The sequence below is a fragment of the Lentzea sp. genome (genome assembly GCF_035525475.1).
GTDB lineage: Bacteria > Actinomycetota > Actinomycetes > Mycobacteriales > Pseudonocardiaceae > Lentzea.
Genome location: NZ_DATLEC010000203.1, coordinates 1 through 16086, shown reverse-complemented (window position 1 = coordinate 16086; position 16086 = coordinate 1). Strand labels below are relative to the sequence as shown.

At 70.4% G+C, this 16086-nt stretch carries 16 protein-coding genes; 8 read left to right on the top strand and 8 right to left on the bottom strand.

What is annotated here, in order from left to right; all coding sequences use genetic code 11:
* Nucleotides 1-324 carry an antibiotic biosynthesis monooxygenase gene (locus VM306_RS31520; protein ID WP_325521403.1) on the top strand — a complete coding sequence of 108 codons (324 nt, stop codon included), beginning with the start codon at nucleotides 1-3 and terminating at the stop codon, nucleotides 322-324.
* Here the strand turns inward: VM306_RS31520 and VM306_RS31515 are convergent.
* On the bottom strand, nucleotides 308-799 hold the full coding sequence (locus tag VM306_RS31515) for an NUDIX hydrolase (protein WP_325521402.1): 492 nt from the start codon (nucleotides 797-799) through the stop codon (nucleotides 308-310). The genes VM306_RS31520 and VM306_RS31515 overlap by 17 nt on opposite strands.
* Before the next feature lie 107 nt (nucleotides 800-906).
* Between VM306_RS31515 and VM306_RS31510 the strand changes: the two genes are divergently transcribed.
* The 5 genes from VM306_RS31510 (at nucleotide 907) to prcA (ending at nucleotide 6853) form a co-directional block, all read left to right on the top strand.
* Entirely contained in the window at nucleotides 907-3312 is a 2406-nt protein-coding gene (locus VM306_RS31510) for an FtsX-like permease family protein (protein ID WP_325521401.1), read from the top strand.
* Between the two features lie 72 nt (nucleotides 3313-3384).
* Nucleotides 3385-4878: a depupylase/deamidase Dop gene (gene dop / locus VM306_RS31505; protein ID WP_325521400.1), complete on the top strand. Its 1494-nt coding sequence runs from the start codon at nucleotides 3385-3387 to the stop codon at nucleotides 4876-4878.
* Nucleotides 4879-4957: 79 nt separating this feature from the next.
* Nucleotides 4958-5152, top strand: a complete 195-nt coding sequence (locus tag VM306_RS31500; RefSeq protein WP_030471529.1) for a ubiquitin-like protein Pup — start codon at nucleotides 4958-4960, stop codon at nucleotides 5150-5152.
* Between the two features lie 50 nt (nucleotides 5153-5202).
* Nucleotides 5203-6051, top strand: coding sequence for a proteasome subunit beta (gene prcB / locus VM306_RS31495; protein ID WP_325521399.1), 849 nt, complete (start codon nucleotides 5203-5205; stop codon nucleotides 6049-6051).
* A gap of 34 nt (nucleotides 6052-6085) precedes the next feature.
* A complete protein-coding gene (gene prcA / locus VM306_RS31490; protein ID WP_325521398.1) occupies nucleotides 6086-6853 on the top strand; it encodes a proteasome subunit alpha in 768 nt (255 codons plus the stop codon).
* Between the two features lie 96 nt (nucleotides 6854-6949).
* On the opposite strand, the gene VM306_RS31485 is transcribed toward prcA, so the two are convergent.
* From VM306_RS31485 to VM306_RS31470, 4 genes are read right to left on the bottom strand one after another with little or no spacing between them, the layout of a single operon-like run.
* Nucleotides 6950-7585, bottom strand: coding sequence for an alpha/beta hydrolase (locus tag VM306_RS31485; protein ID WP_325521397.1), 636 nt, complete (start codon nucleotides 7583-7585; stop codon nucleotides 6950-6952).
* Between the two features lie 10 nt (nucleotides 7586-7595).
* Nucleotides 7596-10229, bottom strand: coding sequence for an FtsX-like permease family protein (locus tag VM306_RS31480; RefSeq protein WP_325521396.1), 2634 nt, complete (start codon nucleotides 10227-10229; stop codon nucleotides 7596-7598).
* A complete protein-coding gene (locus VM306_RS31475; RefSeq protein WP_325521395.1) occupies nucleotides 10226-10930 on the bottom strand; it encodes an ABC transporter ATP-binding protein in 705 nt (234 codons plus the stop codon). The genes VM306_RS31480 and VM306_RS31475 overlap by 4 nt, the downstream gene beginning before the upstream one ends.
* Nucleotides 10927-11484: a PadR family transcriptional regulator gene (locus tag VM306_RS31470; protein WP_325521394.1), complete on the bottom strand. Its 558-nt coding sequence runs from the start codon at nucleotides 11482-11484 to the stop codon at nucleotides 10927-10929. The genes VM306_RS31475 and VM306_RS31470 overlap by 4 nt, the downstream gene beginning before the upstream one ends.
* Nucleotides 11485-11572: 88 nt before the next feature.
* Between VM306_RS31470 and VM306_RS31465 the strand changes: the two genes are divergently transcribed.
* A complete protein-coding gene (locus tag VM306_RS31465) occupies nucleotides 11573-12247 on the top strand; it encodes a GNAT family N-acetyltransferase (protein ID WP_325521393.1) in 675 nt (224 codons plus the stop codon).
* On the opposite strand, the gene VM306_RS31460 is transcribed toward VM306_RS31465, so the two are convergent.
* Entirely contained in the window at nucleotides 12237-12845 is a 609-nt protein-coding gene (locus VM306_RS31460) for a maleylpyruvate isomerase family mycothiol-dependent enzyme (protein ID WP_325521392.1), read from the bottom strand. The genes VM306_RS31465 and VM306_RS31460 overlap by 11 nt on opposite strands.
* 77 nt (nucleotides 12846-12922) lie before the next feature.
* Here VM306_RS31460 and VM306_RS31455 point away from each other — a divergent pair, with 77 nt between their 5' ends.
* Complete coding sequence (locus tag VM306_RS31455; protein WP_325521391.1) at nucleotides 12923-13342, top strand: MarR family winged helix-turn-helix transcriptional regulator; 420 nt, start codon at nucleotides 12923-12925, stop codon at nucleotides 13340-13342.
* A 135-nt stretch (nucleotides 13343-13477) separates the two neighbouring features.
* On the opposite strand, the gene VM306_RS31450 is transcribed toward VM306_RS31455, so the two are convergent.
* Complete coding sequence (locus VM306_RS31450) at nucleotides 13478-15010, bottom strand: glycerol-3-phosphate dehydrogenase/oxidase (RefSeq protein WP_325521390.1); 1533 nt, start codon at nucleotides 15008-15010, stop codon at nucleotides 13478-13480.
* A partial coding sequence (locus VM306_RS31445; RefSeq protein ID WP_325521389.1) for a glycerol kinase GlpK occupies nucleotides 15003-16086 on the bottom strand: 1084 nt, incomplete at its 5' end. The genes VM306_RS31450 and VM306_RS31445, both read right to left, overlap by 8 nt.

Here is a 16086-nt window from a genome sequence, read left to right as displayed (position 1 = left end):
ATGCAGGCCTTTGAACCCCCGTACTACGCCGCTGTCTTCACCACGGTGCGCACCCAGGAGCAGAGCGGCTACCGCGAGACCAACGCGCGCATGGAGGAGCTCGTGAAGGACATCCCCGGCTACCTGGGGATGGACCACGCGCAGACTCCCGGCGGGCTCGGCATCACGGTCGGGTACTTCCGCGACGCCGACGCCCTCGCGCAGTGGCGGTCCGACGCGGAGCACCGTGCGGCGCAACAGCGCGGCCGGGCCGAGTGGTACGAGAGCTACACGCTGCACATCGCGAAGGTGGAGCGCAGCCACGGGTTCACGCGAACCGGCTGAGCCACTCCTTGGCGACCACCCGGCCGTCCGGCACCAGCGGCCAGTCCTGGTCGTCGATCCTCACCCGCAGCTCGTCGAGGTCCATCCACTCACCGGAGGCGACCTCCTCGGGCTGGTGGGTGAACGGGCCGTCGGTGCGCGCTTCGTAGACCCACACGTGGTAGCGCGTGAGCTCGTCGACGTACCGCGAGGCGAACAGCTCCTTCAACGGCACCTCGACGCCGAGCTCTTCGCGGAGCTCCCGCGTGGCCGCCTCGTCCGGGTCCTCGCCGGCATCGATCACGCCGCCCGCGGTGCAGTCGTAGAGGCCGGGGAAGACGTCCTTCGTGTCGGTGCGGCGGTGGACGTAGACCCGCTTGCCGTCGAGGGACAGCACGACGATGGTGGCGCAGCCGTGCCAGAGGTTCTCCGCGCGCATGCGTTCGCGCGTGACCTCCCCGATCACGTTCGCGTCCCCGTCGTAGAGGTTGATCATCCCCGCGTCCTCCTGTGGTCGTACGTCAGCTTGCTACCGCAGTCCGACGCCCGCTGATCGGCTTCCTTCCTACCTTCGTGACCGTCAGACGTCACCGAGGAGGATTCGTGTCCACTTCCCTGCGGCTCGGCATCGCCGAGTTCCGCGCCCGGCCGGGCCGCGCGCTGCTTCCGGGCGTCGCGCTCGTCGTCGGCGTGGCCTGCCTGCTGGCCGCCCTGGTGCTGAGCGACGCGCTCGGCAGGTCGGTCGACGAGGGCGCACCGCTCACACCGTCCTCCGTGGGACACGTGGTCGAGGTCAAGCCCCAACCCTACGACAGCGATCCCGTCGCCGAGGAGAACCGCCCGAAGCTCGACGACGCGGTGCTCGCCAAGCTCTCGGGCGTCGGCAGGGCGGTGCCGGTGCAGATCGCGCAGGCGGACCTGCTCGACTCGAACGGCCGCGCGGGGCAGCACCGGGCCGAGGTGAACGTCCAGCAGCCGGACCTCGTGCGCTGGCCGCTGGCGGAGGGCACGCAGCCCGCCGCCGACGGCGAGATCGCCGTCGACAAGATCACCGCGTACGAACGCGGCCTCAAGCCCGGTGACGAGGTCTCGCTCGCCGCCGCCGACGGGAAGCCGTTGACCGTCACCGTCACCGGTGTCATGAAGAAGGGCGGGATCGACGCGCAACCGGTCCTGGTCGCCGGCCCCGACCTCGCGCGCAAGCTCGACCCGCAGCCGTTCACCAAGCAGATCTGGGTGATCGGTGGCGCTCGTGACGCCGTCAAGGCCGCCGCGGGTGCCTCCTACGTCGTGTGGGACCCGGCTCCGGACGCCGACAAGGTCGGCGACGACCTGACGTTCGTCCTCCTGCCGTTCAGCATCCTCGCGTTGGCGACCGCGGTGTTCGTCGCCGCCGCCACGTTCCGTGCGGTCTATGCGCAACGTCAGCGTCAGACGGCGTTGCTGCGGTGCATCGGTGCCCAGCGCGGGCCGTTGGTGCGCAGGAGCTTGTTCGAGGCCCTGCTGACGGGTGTGGTGGCGGGTGTCGGTGGTGCGTTGCTCGGCGGGCCGATGGCGTGGATCCTCGCCAGGACGTTCGACGTCACCGGCATCTCCGTGCTGTTCGGCGCCGTCGAGCTCAGCCCCGCCCTGCTGCCGTCGCTCGGGTACGTGATCCTCGGAGTCGTCGTCGCCGCGGTGCTCTCGGTCGTTGCCGCTGTTCGACCCGCGCTCAACGCCGCACGTGTGTCGCCCCTCGCCGCGTTGCGTGACGCCGAGAACGAGGTGCCGACACGGTCCGTGCGTCGTCTTCGGCTCGTGTTTGGTCTTTTGTTCACCAGTGGCGCGGCTGTGCTCGCGCTGGGGGCCGTCGCGGCCAAGGGCTCGTCGGTGGCGCCGCTCGCGGTCACGTTCTCCGCCATCGCCGCGGTGACGGGGCTGTTCTGGATCCTCGGCCCGATCACGGTGCCGTTCATCGCGCGGCTGTTCGGCAAGATCGGCGGTACTCGTTGGACGCAGTGGAAGCTCGCCGGCGCCGAGGTCCGCAGGATGCCGCAGCGGTCCGCGTCGGTCGCGCTGCCGTTGCTGCTGGCCAGCTCGATGGTGACGTTCTTCCTGGTCCTGCTCGGCACCGCGCAGGAGATGACGTACTCGTTCGCCAACGAGGAACGCCCCGACGCCACCGTGGTCGACGCCGGGGAGCGGCCGCTGCCGCCGATCCCCGCGCAGGACGGCGTGGCCGCCAGCGTCGTGCTGCACAAGGCCGAGAACGGGTCGGGCGCCGACCCGGAGGAGTTCAAGACGTGGCTCAGGGCGCAGAACGTGGCCGGAGCCGAGCAGTTCACCGCCGGGACCGCCATCGTGCCGACGCACTGGGAGGAGAAGCCGTTCGTCGAGTCCGGCGGCAAGCGGTACGAGGTCGTCGGGACCGTGCCCGGCACCCTCACCGCCTACACGCCGATCATCGGCGGCCTGACCTCGGGACCGGCGGAGAAGGTGCTGGTCGCGCTGAAGCCGGGAACGGACCCGGCGCGGTTCCGCACGGGTTTGCAGGCCGCGCTGCCGAACAACCCGACGGTCATCGTGCAGACCGACGCCGACGAACGTGCGGAGGCCGACCGGTACATGCACCTGGGCACCGTGCTGATGATGGTGCTGCTCGGGCTGTCCGTGGCGGTCGCCGTGACGGGCATCGGCACGGCGCTGACGATCTCTGTCCAGGAACGCCGCAAGGAGCTCGCGCTGAGGCGGGCCTTGGGCGTCACTCGAGGCGGGCTGCAGGGCGGGGTGATCGCTGAAGCGGTCATGCTGGCCCTCGTGGGGGTCATCGGCGGTGGCGCGCTCGGGTTCGGGTACGCGGTGATCGCGATCTTGTCCGTTGGGATCCCACTGGTGCTCCCGACCGCATCGGTGGTGTTGCCGCTGGTCATAGGCGCGGTGGCGGTCGTCGCGCTCGCCGTTCTGGCCGCTTTCGGGCCTTCTCGCGGCGCTTCGAGGATCCGACCTGCGGCAGGACTGGCGTCGGGGTGAATAGGCTGAGGGGAGCTTCATCGTGAAGCTCCCCTCACGCTGATGTCGGGTTCAGGTCATAAGGTGTTGCGCATGCGGCGGATCATGGGAACCGAGGTCGAGTACGGCATCTCAGTGCCGGGTGACGCGACCGCGAACCCGGTGCTCACTTCGACACAGGTGGTGCTCGCGTACGCGGCGGCGGCGGACATACCGCGCGCCAGGCGTGCCCGGTGGGACTACGAGGTGGAGTCACCCCTGCGCGACGCGCGCGGGTTCGACCTGGGCAGCCCCGGCGGGCACCCCGCCGACTCCGACGTCGAGGACCTCGGCGCGGCCAACGTCATCCTCACCAACGGCGCGCGGCTCTACGTCGACCACGCGCACCCCGAGTACTCGGCTCCCGAGGTCACCAACGCGCGTGACGCCGTGATCTGGGACAAGGCGGGGGAGCGGGTGATGGAGGAGGCCGCACTCAAGGCCGCCACCGTGCCCGGCCAGCCCCGCCTGCAGCTGTACAAGAACAACGTCGACGGCAAGGGCGCGTCGTACGGCACGCACGAGAACTACCTGATGCAGCGGTCCACGCCGTTCACGGCCGTGATCGCGGGCCTGACGCCGTTCTTCGTGTCGCGCCAGGTCATCACCGGGTCCGGCCGCGTGGGCATCGGCCCGTCCGGCGAGGAGGCCGGCTACCAGCTCTCGCAGCGCGCCGACTACATCGAGGTCGAGGTCGGCCTCGAGACGACGCTGAAGCGCGGCATCATCAACACGCGCGACGAGCCGCACGCGGACGCGGACAAGTACCGCCGCCTGCACGTCATCATCGGCGACGCCAACCTCGCCGAGTACTCCACGTACCTCAAGGTCGGCACCACCTCGCTGGTGCTGGACATGATCGAGGCCGGGCAGCGGTTCGACGACCTGCGCCTGGTCGACCCGGTGCGCGCGGTGCACCGCATCAGCCACGACCCGACGCTCAAGACCAAGGTCGAGCTGACCGGCGGCCGCAAGTTCACCGGCCTCGACCTGCAGTTCGCCTACCACGAGCGCGCCACGGCGTTCGTCGAGAAGGAGGGCGTCGGCGACCGCGACGTCCTGCGCGTGTGGGGCGAGGTGCTGAACGACCTGGCGAAGGACCCCTCGCTGTGCGCCGACCGGCTCGACTGGGTCGCGAAGCTGCGGCTGCTCGAGGGCTACCGGCAGCGCGACGGCCTCGCGTGGGGCTCGGCGCGGCTCAACCTGGTCGACCTGCAGTACTCCGACGTCCGCCTGGACAAGGGCCTCTACAACCGCCTGGTCGCGCGCGGCTCGATGAAGCGCCTGGTCAGCGAGGAGGAGGTCCGCGCGGCCATCACCGCGCCGCCCGAGGACACGCGTGCGTACTTCCGCGGCCGGTGCCTGGAGCGCTACCCGTCCGCGGTCGCGGCCGCGTCGTGGGACTCGGTGATCTTCGACCTCGGTCGGGAATCACTCGTGCGGATTCCGACGCTGGAACCCCTCCGGGGGACGAAAGCGCACGTCGGAGCGCTGTTGGAGGCATCGGACACCGCCGAGCAGCTGGTGGACGCACTGACCCGCGGGTGATCGTCTACCCGAGTGGCTCAGGGATTTTGTCGGTGCCGCTGGGTAGTGTTCTTGTCAGGCGAGTCAGTGGGAGGCCGAGATGTCCCAGGAACAGAAGCAGCGCCAGGGCGGTGGCGACGGCGACGACGGTGCGGACGACGCCGCCGGAGCCGGTCAGGAACGCCGCGAGAAGCTCGGCGAGGACGTGGACGCGATCCTCGACGAGATCGACGACGTGCTCGAGGAGAACGCGGAGGACTTCGTCCGCGCATACGTGCAAAAGGGTGGTCAGTAGGCCCTCGGGGGGCCTGTTGACCAACTCGGGGACGGGAGAACAACCAACACATGGACAACAGCTCGACCGGGCGTTACCCGGCCGCGGCGCTGCCGGCGGCGTACCTCACGCCGGGCTCGTCGTCGTTCACGGACTTCCTGCGGGCGCAGGCACCCGACATGCTGCCCAGCAGCCGGAAGCTCCCGGAGGGGGTCGTCCAGGCCCCGCACGGGACGACGATCGTGGCCGCCACGTACAAGGGCGGAGTCGTGATCGCCGGTGACCGGCGCGCGACCATGGGCAACGTCATCGCCCAGCGCGACATGAAGAAGGTCTTCGTGACCGACGACCACTCGGCCGTCGGCATCGCGGGGACGGCGGGCATCGCGATCGAGATCGTGCGCCTGTACGCGGTCGAGCTGCGGCACTACGAGAAGATCGAGGGCGTGCCGCTGTCGCTCGACGGCAAGGCGAACCGCCTGTCGGCCATGATCAGGGGCAACCTCGACGCGGCCATGGCCGGCCTCGCCGTGGTGCCCCTGTTCGCGGGCTACGACACGAGCGCGGCCGACCCCGAGCGGGCGGGCCGCATCGTGTCCTACGACGTCACCGGTGGCCGCTACGAGGAGTCGCAGGGCTACCAGGCCGTCGGCTCCGGCTCGCTCTTCGCGAAGTCCGCGCTCAAGAAGCTCTACGACCCGGACGCGGACGCGGAGGGCGCCATCCGCGCGGTCATCGAGGCGCTGTACGACGCGGCGGACGACGACTCGGCGACGGGTGGACCGGACCCGGTCCGCCGCCTGTACCCGATCGTGGTCACGATCAACGGCGACGACGGCGCCGTCGAGGTGCCGGAGTCGCAGATCCAGACGATCGCCGACGCGGTCGTCGAGGGCCGCAGGTCCCGCCCCGCAGGCTGAGTCCCCCACAGGTTCGACGTCAGGAGCACCACCCATGACGATGCCGCTGTACGCATCGGCAGAGCAGGTGATGCGCGACCGCTCCGAGTACGCCCGCAAGGGCATCGGCAGGGGTCGGAGCGTCATCGTGCTGAAGTACGCCGACGGCATTCTGTTCGTCGCGGAGAATCCCTCGAGCACGCTGCACAAGGTCTCGGAGATCTACGACCGCATCGGCTTCGCGGCCGTGGGGCGCTACAGCGAGTTCGAGAACCTGCGGCAGGCCGGGATCCGGTTCGCCGACGTGCGCGGGTACCAGAACGACCCGCGCGACGTCACCTCCCGCTCTCTCGCGAACGTGTACGCGACCACGCTGGGCACCTACTTCACCGAGCAGATCAAGCCCTTCGAGGTGGAGATCTGCGTGGCTGAGGTCGGGGACACGGCCGCGTCGGACACGTTGTACCGGTTGACCTACGACGGGTCCATCGTGGACGAGCCCCAGTACATCGTGATGGGTGGCACCGTGGATGCCGCCAACACGGCTTTGAAGGACGCCTTTGCCGACGGGTTGACGTTGCCCGAGGCTGTTTCTGTTGCTATCAAGGCTTTGTCGGCTGGGTCTTCTTCTACCGGGACTTCTATCTCCGAGTTGCTTCCTGCCGGGAAGCTCGAGGTGGCGGTGCTGGAGAGGGCTCGGCCTCGGCGGGCCTTCCGGCGGATCGCTGGGGCGGCTTTGGATGCTTTGATGCCTGCTCCTGTGAAGGACGGGAAGCCTGTTGAGGATGTCGAGTTGCCTTCCGGGGACGACGAGTCCAAGTAGGTGGCTTGGTTCGTGTGCTCAGGGCCCTCGGGATTTCTCCCGAGGGCCCTTCGCGTTCGTCCCCGGTCATGTGGACGGCTCGCCTTCGGCTTCGCGTTACCTGGCGTAGTGCGCCAGCAGCTCTGCCAGCTCCTTCGGCTTGCTCAGTGATGCGCAGTGGCCCGCCTTCAGTTCCACTGGTTCTGTGCCTGGCAGGCGGGTTGCTACTACTTCTCGCATGAAGTCCTGGGTGAAGAAGCGGTCTTCTGTGCACAGGATTACGTGCGTTGGTACGTCTGGCATTGCTTCTAGTGGCCAGGGTTGCGTCATTGCGGTTTCTGACATGCCGCGTTCTCGTTTTCTCGCTTCTGCCGCCAGGGCCGGTGGGACGTCGTGCCAGAACTTGTCGTCCAGGCCTGAGTCCTCGTAGCCCGTGTTGGTCCACCAGTCTGCCGGAGGCTCGCCTGGGCTGGGGATCATCGCTGTTACGTAGACCAGGGCCGAGGCGTTCAGGCGTTGTGCTGCCAGTGGGGCTGTGAAGCCTCCGAAGGAGTGGCCTACGACTACCACGTCCTCAGTGGACGGAAGGGCCTCTACCAGGGTTGTGGCCCAGTCCGTCAGGTCCTTCGACTCGTCTTCGATGGGGAGGTCCGGGGCGATGGCGGTGTGGCCCTTGGCTTCCAGCGCTTCTGCTACCAGGTGCCACGACCAGCCCACGTCGCCCCCTCCGTGCGCGATTGCGAAGGTGGTCATGGGGTGCAGCCTATTCGCGGCGTTCTATCGGGAGGCGGGAACGGGTGAAGAGGGCCGCGCCCAGCATGGCCACTGCCGGGATGACCAGTAGTGAGGTCAGGACGTTCGGCCAGGGGATGGTCAAGGGGTTGAGGGGTTGGCTTGGCCAGGTTTCGGCGTAGCCGACGTTGAACGCCGCCAGTAGTGCCAGGGCTGAGCCGACGCCTGTCGCTGTGCCCAGGACGCCGCCCAGCCCGGCGATCACGCCTGCTTGGCTCAGCGACAGGAGTGTGCGCAGGGTGGGGGTGGCGCCTACTGCTGCCAGGGTGGTCAGGTCCTTGCGGCCGTCCGCTGCCGCCAAGCCTGTGGCCAGGGCTGCCGCTGCCAAGGTGATGAGGCCTGCCACCAGGCCCAGGATTCCCAGGGCTCGTTGGGTCGCTGTTTCTTGTGGACGGTCCACGTGCACCTCGTACTCGCCTGCCAGGGCTGCTGTCAGCGCGTCCTGTTCTGCTGTGGTGGGCATGCGGGTCGTGGTGGCGTACATGGAGAAGCTTTCGGCCTTGAAGCCCAGGGCTCGTGCTGTCTCCTCGGTCATCAGGGCCAGTGGTGCTGTGGTTCGCGGGACGGCCTCGGCCTGGGCCTGGGTGGTTGCCGAGTGTGCTCGGGCCGAGATGAGGACTGTGCCGTCCTGGACCAGGTTCGGGGTGTTGACCACCACCTTGCCTTCTTGCATGGCGCGTTTCGCTGTTGCCGCGTCGGGCTGGGGGAGCTTGAGGATTGTGGCTGCGGCGTCCGGGGTGGTGATGGCCAGGAAGCCGTTCGGGGAGATGAAGGCGCCGAAGTAGCGGTGGGCTTGGCCCACGTTGTCGCAGCGGTGGTCCTGGAGGGCCGACTGTTGTTCTGCCTTCGTCGGTTGTCTTTCCAGGACGTCCAGGGAGTACGGGCACTCGTGGCCCGCCGGCGGGCGGACGTGGGCCATGCAGGCGGCGCCGTCGCAGGCCAGGAGTTTGATCTCGTGGACCTCGGCGGTGGGCATGGTGTTGCGGAGTGCGGTGGCGACCGAGGGTGGGAGAGAGGTTTTGGCCTCCTTCGTGAGGTTGTCCTTGGCGTAGACGGAGACGTCGCCCATGTTGCCCGCCAGTTGGTCTGCCTCCTGTTGTGCTTGGGAGGTCAGGATCACGCTCACGGCCACGGCGCCGATCACCGCTGCCATCACGGCTGAGATGGCCGGGGCGGCCGCTGTTCGGTTGCGGGAGGCGTCGCGCAGGGCGATGCGCAGGGCCACCGGCAACCAGCGGCCCGCTTGGGCCAGCAGGCCCAGCAGGGCCGGGGTGCAGAGGACCAGGCCCACCTCGGTCAGGATCAGGGCCGCGAGGATGCCCGCAACCTCGATGCGGAACGCGCTGAAGGTGCCGACCGCCAGGCCTGTCGCGACCAGTCCCAGGCCCAGGAGCAGCCAGCGGCGGCGGGAGCGGGTGATGCCGCGGCGGCCTGCCAGGGCCGTCACCACGTCCTGGCGGGAGGAGATCCACGCCGGGACCACTGCTGCCAGCACGCCGGTCACCAGGGCCAGTAGTGCGAGCGTGGCCAGGGCGGTGGGGTAGAAGCGCTGGGCGCCGAAGCGTTCCTCCAGGGACCACTCGATCACCGGGCGGCCCGCCACGGCGGCCAGCGTGCCCAGTGCCACGCCTCCCAGGGCCGCTAGGACGCCGACCACCACGCCGTCGGCGAGGACTACGCGGCGCACGTGGGACGGGGAGCCGCCCACCGCAGCGATCAGGGCCAGGTCGCGTTTGCGGCGGCGGGCGCCCACGGCCAGGGCGGATCCTGCCAGCAGGGCCATCTCCAGGACGGCCAGGCCCGCGATGAGGGCCAGGACCTCGGCGCGGAGCTCGTCCGGTTCGCCGAGCTGGCTGTAGCGCTCGGCGGCGGACGGCGGGTGTCGCAGGACGGTCCTGGAGAGCGCGACCACGCCGGACCTGTTGAGCTCCTTGACCTTCGCCCAGTCGAGAGGGGTCGTCACGAGCCAGATCTGGTCGGCGCCGGGGAACGCTCCCGGCAGCGCGACGACCGTGGTGTTCTCCAGGGCGCCGGGTTCCTCGACGACGCCGACGACGGTGAAGGCGCGGCCGTCTTCTGTGGTGACCGTGCCGCCTATGCGGGCGCCGGTGCGGTTCAGCGCCGTCTGGGAGAGGGCCACCTCGGTGGTGCTGGTGGCGGCTCGGCCCTCCAGGACGGTGATCATTCCGTTGGTCAGCGGGTTCGTCAGGTCGACCATGCGGACGTTCGCCCGGCCGAGGCCGGCGGTGGTGCGGAGGGTGACGCCGGCGTTCTGGACGGGGACCAGCTGGGCGCCGGGCAGGAGCGCCTTCAGGCCCTCCTCCGACGGGGCGGGGCCCTCCTGCTTGCCCGTTGGGACGGCGAAGAGCTGGTCTGGCTGCTGCATCACCGGACCGCTGTGCGGCCACCTGATCATGGCCTCGGTGGCGCCCATGTGGCGGGAGGCGTCCTCGTCCGGGGTCAGGGTGGTCGAGTCGTAGACCACCGCCGCGAACGACAGGGCGGCCACCGGGACGAGGATCATGGCCACGACGAGGGCCGAGCGGACTCGGGAACGACGGGCCTCGCGCCAGGCGATGCGCAGTGCTGCGCGCCACCCGTTCACGGCGTGCTCAGCAGTTCTTCTGGCTGGTCGCGCTGCGACACGTCCACCACGACGCCGTCGCGCAGGAAGACGACCCGGTCGGCCCAGGCGGCGTGGCGGGCGTCGTGCGTGACGAGGACGGCGGCGGCTCCACCGTCCACCTTGGACCTCAGCAGGCGCAGGACCGTCTCCCCGGTGCGGGAGTCGAGGGCGCCGGTGGGTTCGTCGGCGAGGACGAGGCGGCGTTCGCCGATCAGGGCGCGGGCGATGGCGACGCGTTGCTGCTGGCCGCCGGACATCTCGTCGGGGAACCGGTCGGCGAAGCCGTCGAGGCCCACCTCGGACAGCGCCGTCTCGGCCTGGCGGCGCGACCCGCGGACACCGTCGAGGTCGAGGGGGAGCGCCACGTTCTCGGCGGCGGTGAGGCTCGCGATCAGGTTGAGGTCCTGGAAGACGTAGCCGATCCGCTTGCGGCGCCAGGCGGCGAGCTGCTTGCGGGACAACGACTGCAGGCTCGTGCCGTCGACCAGCACAGTGCCGCTGGTGGGGCTGTCGAGACCGCCGCAGAGGTTCAGCAGCGTCGACTTGCCGGAGCCGGACGGGCCCATCACGGCGACGAGCTCACCGGGCTCGACGGCGAGCGAGACGCCGTCGAGGGCGTTGACCGAGGTCTCGCCCGCGCCGTGGACGCGGCGGACGTCGCGCAGTTCGAGGACGGTCACCCCGACACCTCGGCAGAGGTGGGCTCGGGGCTCGTCTGGTGCGCGGGCGTCGGCTCGTAGCGCAGCAAGCTCGCCTCGCAGTGGTCGAGCCAGCGCAGCTCCGCCTCGGCCTGGAAGATCATCGCGTCGAGCACGAGCAGCCAGGGCAGGTCGCCGGGCTGGGTCTTGAGCCGCGTGTACTCCTGCAGCGTGCGCATGGTCGAGGTCCGCTGGGTCATCACGACCTTGGCGACGTCGACGCCCGGCGTGGTGATCGCGAGGGCGAGCTTGATCGCCACCTCGTCGCGCGGCCGGTCGCCGCGCCGCACCGGCGTCGTGAACCACTTCTTGAGCTCGTCACGGCCGTGCGGGGTGATCTCGTAGGGGCGCTGCCCCTCGTTCTCGGGCAGCGCGGCGACCAGGTCGTCGCGCTCGAGGCGCGCCAACGTCGTGTAGACCTGCCCGATGTTCAACGGCCACGTGCCGCCGGTGGCGGAGTCGAACGCCGCCCGCAGCTGGTAGCCGTACATGGGCCCGCGCTCCAGCAGCGCGAGCAGACCGTGTTTGACCGACATACCTACCGAGTATGCATACTGAGTATGTTCCTGGCAAACGGTGACGGCGAAACCTGGGTGCGAGCGGCTCCGACTTCAGGAACCCTGGGTGGTGGCCGACGACGTCCGGCGGGAGCGGGTTGGGGGAGAAGTGGTCGACGCCGCACGGGGTCGAACTGGGGGACTGAGCCTGCTGGGGGCCTCGCGCGGGTCCGAGGTGCCGGAGGAGCGGGAGCCCGGTCCGCTGGCGGACATCAGGGATTACGAGACCGCGGACGAGCCGTCGTGGCTGCGCTGCCGGGTGCTCGGGTTGCTCGGCACCAGCCACCACGACGTGTGGCAGGTCCGGCATCGCACCGACCTGGAGCTGGTCGCTGCCGGCGACAACGTCGTCATCGGGCTGCTGGACGTGTCGGTGCCCGGCGCGGAAGCCGTCATCGACGCGGTGGCCGTGCATCCGGACCACCAACGGCGCGGGCTCGCGTCCGCATTGCTGGAGCAGGCGTTGCGGCGGTTGGAACGGTGTGGCGTGCGCACGCTCGAGGCGTGGGTGCAGGACGACCCGGCGTTGGCCTGGTTCGAGCGCCTCGGGTTCGTGGAGACCGAGAGGCACCTGCGCGTGCACGCGTCAGCGGCCGAGGTGGGCACCGTGCTGAGCGCGAAGCACGGGCTGGAGCCCGTCGGCGCCGTCCTGGACGTCAGGATCGAGCGGGAAACCGAGATGCGCCAACGGTTCGAGCGCGTCCACGTGCGCCGCAGGGTGATCCGCCGGATCAGGCCGTGATGCCGCTGAGCCGCGGGATCGTCGCGGTGCGCCCGGCCAGCACCATCACCAGGGCCTCGATCGGGCCGCTGATCTCGGCGCCTTCTCCTGCCGACCAGTCGGCGTCGGTGGCGACGAGCCTGTGTCCGGCGAGCCGACGGCGGGCGTGGAACGGGAAGCCGATCCGCCAGAGGTCGTCCGCGGCCACGACGGCGGCGTCGACCGGCATGTGACGTTCGATGCCGAGCGGCAGCGCGATGTCCTGCGAGTGGACCATGACGTCCATCAGGGCGTTCCCGAGCGTCTGGCTGGGCGCGAGCTTGCGCGACCCGACGATGCCGCGCAGTTCCGCGACGAGCTCGCCGGTGGGTCTGCGCGCCTCGGCACGCGCCGTCTGGTCGATCATGCGGTTGAAGCTCCCGCGCGCCCTGACGAACGCGCCGAGGGCGTCGCGAACCCTCATCCGCGGCGCCAGCGACAGGTGCGCGGCGACCTCGCGCACCGTCCAGCCGTCGCACAGCGACGGGTGGGTCCACTGCGCGTCGGTGAGGCCGGCGAGCAGGTCCGCCGTCGCCGCGCGCTCGGAGTCGATCGTCTGCCAGATCCGCGTCTCGTCCATCGCGAACCTCCCTTGATCTGGTTCGAGAGGCTGACTACTTTAGTCAGGGTATCTGACTAATCACAAGGGGGCTCGCGGTGAACATCGGTCTGCTGCTCTTCATCCCGAACCGCGACGTGGAGAACCGCGTCCTGGCGGCGGTCAACGCGGCGGGCTTCGACGTGACGCAGGCCCAGCAGCGGGTGCTCATGCGCATCGGCCCGGAGGGAACGCGGCTGACCGCGCTGGCGGAGGCGGCGCAGGTGACCAAGCAGACCGCGGGGTTCCTGGTGGACCAGCTGGAGAAGGCGGGCTACGTGGAACGGGTGCCCGACCCGGCGGACGGCAGGGCGCGGCTGGTGCGCGTCACCGCGAAGGCGCTGGACGCCGTCCCCGTCGCGAACGCGGAGCTGGCCAGGATCGAGGCGGAGTGGGAACGGCACCTCGGCAAGCGGCGGATGGCGCGGCTGCGGGAGGCGCTGGAGATGCTCGGCGAGATCACCGACCCGTACCGCTGACGACGAACTCGCCACCTGGCCGCGTCGGCCAGGTGGCGAGAGAAAGCGCGCAAGCCGTTGCCGCACAACCGGTGACGGAGCCGTCGGCGTGCGGGAGGCCGTGGGCGGCCGGGATGCGGCCGCCCACGGCGACGATCAGGAGGCGAGCAGCTCGGACACCCGCGACCGCACCTCGGGGGAGTCCAGGCCGCGGACCATCACGGTCGTGCGGCGGCGCAGCACGTCGTCCACTTCGGACGCCCACTCGGTGCGGCGGGCGTGCTCGACCTGGGCCCAGATGTCCGGGCCGTCGGGGTGCACCCGCTCCAGCAGCGCCGGGTTCTCCAGGCCGAGGGCGACGACCTCGTGCGACGTCGTGCCGTAGTGCGTGGCGAGGTGGCGGACCACGTCGTCGGGCAGTGCGCCGAACGCGTGGCCCAGCACGGAACCGACGGTCTCCGGGGAGGCGGAGCCGGGCAGCGCGATGCCGTCCAGCGGGCCGTCGAACGTGCGGCCGAGCTCGGAGTTCACGCGGGCCAGCACGGTGGCGCCGATCTTGCGGAACGTCGTCCACTTGCCACCGGCCACGCTGATCATGCCGCCGGACCCGGCGGTGATCACCGTCTCGCGCTTGGCGTGCGAGGTGTCGCCGGGGCCGCCGGGCAGGACCCTCAGTCCCGCGAACGTGTACGCGATGCGGGACCGGTCCAGTCCGGACACCGCCGTGCCGGCCTCACCGAGGATCTGGTCGATGTCGGCCGCGGTGCACGCGACGGCGGCGGGATCGCCGTCGTACGCCTCGTCCGTGGTGCCGAGCAGGAGGTGGCCCTCCCACGGGATCGCGAACGACACGCGCACGTCGTCGACGGGGATCGTCAGCGCGGCCTTCCACTCCGACGACTGCCGCAGCACCAGGTGCGAGCCCTTCGACAGGCGGATCGACGGGTCGGCGGCGGGGTCCTCCATGCGCCGCAGCACGTCCAGCCACGGGCCGGTCGCGTTGACGACCACGCGGGCGTCCACCCCGAACTCGCCCTGCGGGTCGCGCAGGTCCACGCCCGTGACGCGGGATCCGGTCTTGCGCAGGCCCACGACCGAGATGTGGTTGAGCAGCACGGCGCCGGCCTCGGCGGCGGCGCGGGCGGCGGTGATCGCCACGCGGCTGTCGTTCATCTGGTGGTCGTAGTACATCGCGGCGCCGCGCAGACCGTCGGCGCGCAGGTCAGGCACCCACTCAGCTGCCCTGCGCGCCGACAGCACCTTCCCCATGCCGTCGCCGAAGCCCGACAGCGCGGAGTACAGCGTGACGCCCGCGCCGAGCACGAACCGGCTGTGCGGGCCGCCCTTGTAGACGGGGACGAGGAACGGCAGCGGGCGCACCAGGTGCGGGGCCAGGTGGTCGCCCAGCGCGCGCCGTTCCTTGTGGTTCTCGTGCACCATCGGCACGGCCGACGGGCCCATCGCGAGGTAGCGCAGGCCGCCGTGCACGAGCTTCGACGACGCGGACGAGGTGGCGCCCGCGAAGTCACCGCTCTCCACCAGCGCGACCCGCAGGCCGGAGCGGGCCGCGGCCCACGCGGTGGAGATGCCCAGGATGCCGCCACCGACCACGACGACGTCGAACTTGCCGTGCTGCAGCTCTTCGCGGGCGCGTGCCCGCTGGTCCAGGCCAGAAGAAAGATCAGTCATCGTCCTCGTCCATCCACCCGACGGTCCGGTCGACCGCCTTCTTCCACTTCCGGTAGCCCCTGTCGCGAGCGGCCGGTTCCATCGACGGCTCCCATTCGGCCGCCTTGTGCCAGTTGGTCTTCAGCGCGTCCGCGCCGGGCCAGTAGCCCACCGCGAGGCCGGCCGCGTACGCCGCGCCGAGGCACGTCGTCTCGGCGACGATCGGGCGCACCACCGGCACGTCGAGCACGTCCGAGAGGAATTGCATGAGCAGGTTGTTGGCCGTCATGCCGCCGTCGACCCGCAACGTCGTGAGGTCCACACCGGAGTCGGCGTTCATCGCGTCCACGACCTCTTTGGTCTGCCACGCCGACGCCTCCAGCACGGCCCGTGCGAGGTGTCCGCGCGAGATGTAGCCCGTCAGGCCCGCGATCACGCCACGCGCGTCGCTCCGCCAGTGCGGCGCGAACAGTCCGGAGAACGCGGGCACGAAGTACGCGCCGCCGTTGTCGTCGACCGTGCGCGCCAGCGTCTCGATCTCCGCCGCCGACGAGATCAGGCCGACCTTGTCGCGGAACCACTGCACCAGCGCGCCCGTCACCGCGATCGCGCCTTCCAGCGCGTACGCGGCGGGTTCGTCGCCGATCTTGTAGCCGACGGTGGTGAGCAGGCCGTTCTGGCTGCGCACCGGCTTGTCGCCCGTGTTGACCAGCAGGAACGCGCCCGTGCCGTACGTGCACTTGCCCTCGCCGGCCCCGAAGCAGGTCTGGCCGAACAGCGCGGCCTGCTGGTCGCCGAGCGCCGCGGCGATCCGGATGCCGGGCACGACGCGGCTGGTGGTGCCGTACACCTCGGTCGACGACCGGATCTCCGGCAGCATCGCCCGCGGGACGTCGAAGAACTCCAGCAGCTCGGCGTCCCAGGACAGGGTGCGCAGGTTCATCAGCATGGTGCGCGAGGCGTTGGTGACGTCGGTGACGTGCACGCCGCCCTCGGCGCCGCCGGTGAGGTTCCAGATCAGCCAGCTCTCGATGGTGCCGAAGAGGACGTCGCCGCGTTCGGCGCGCTCCCGCAGGCCGGGGGTGCGGTCGAGCAGC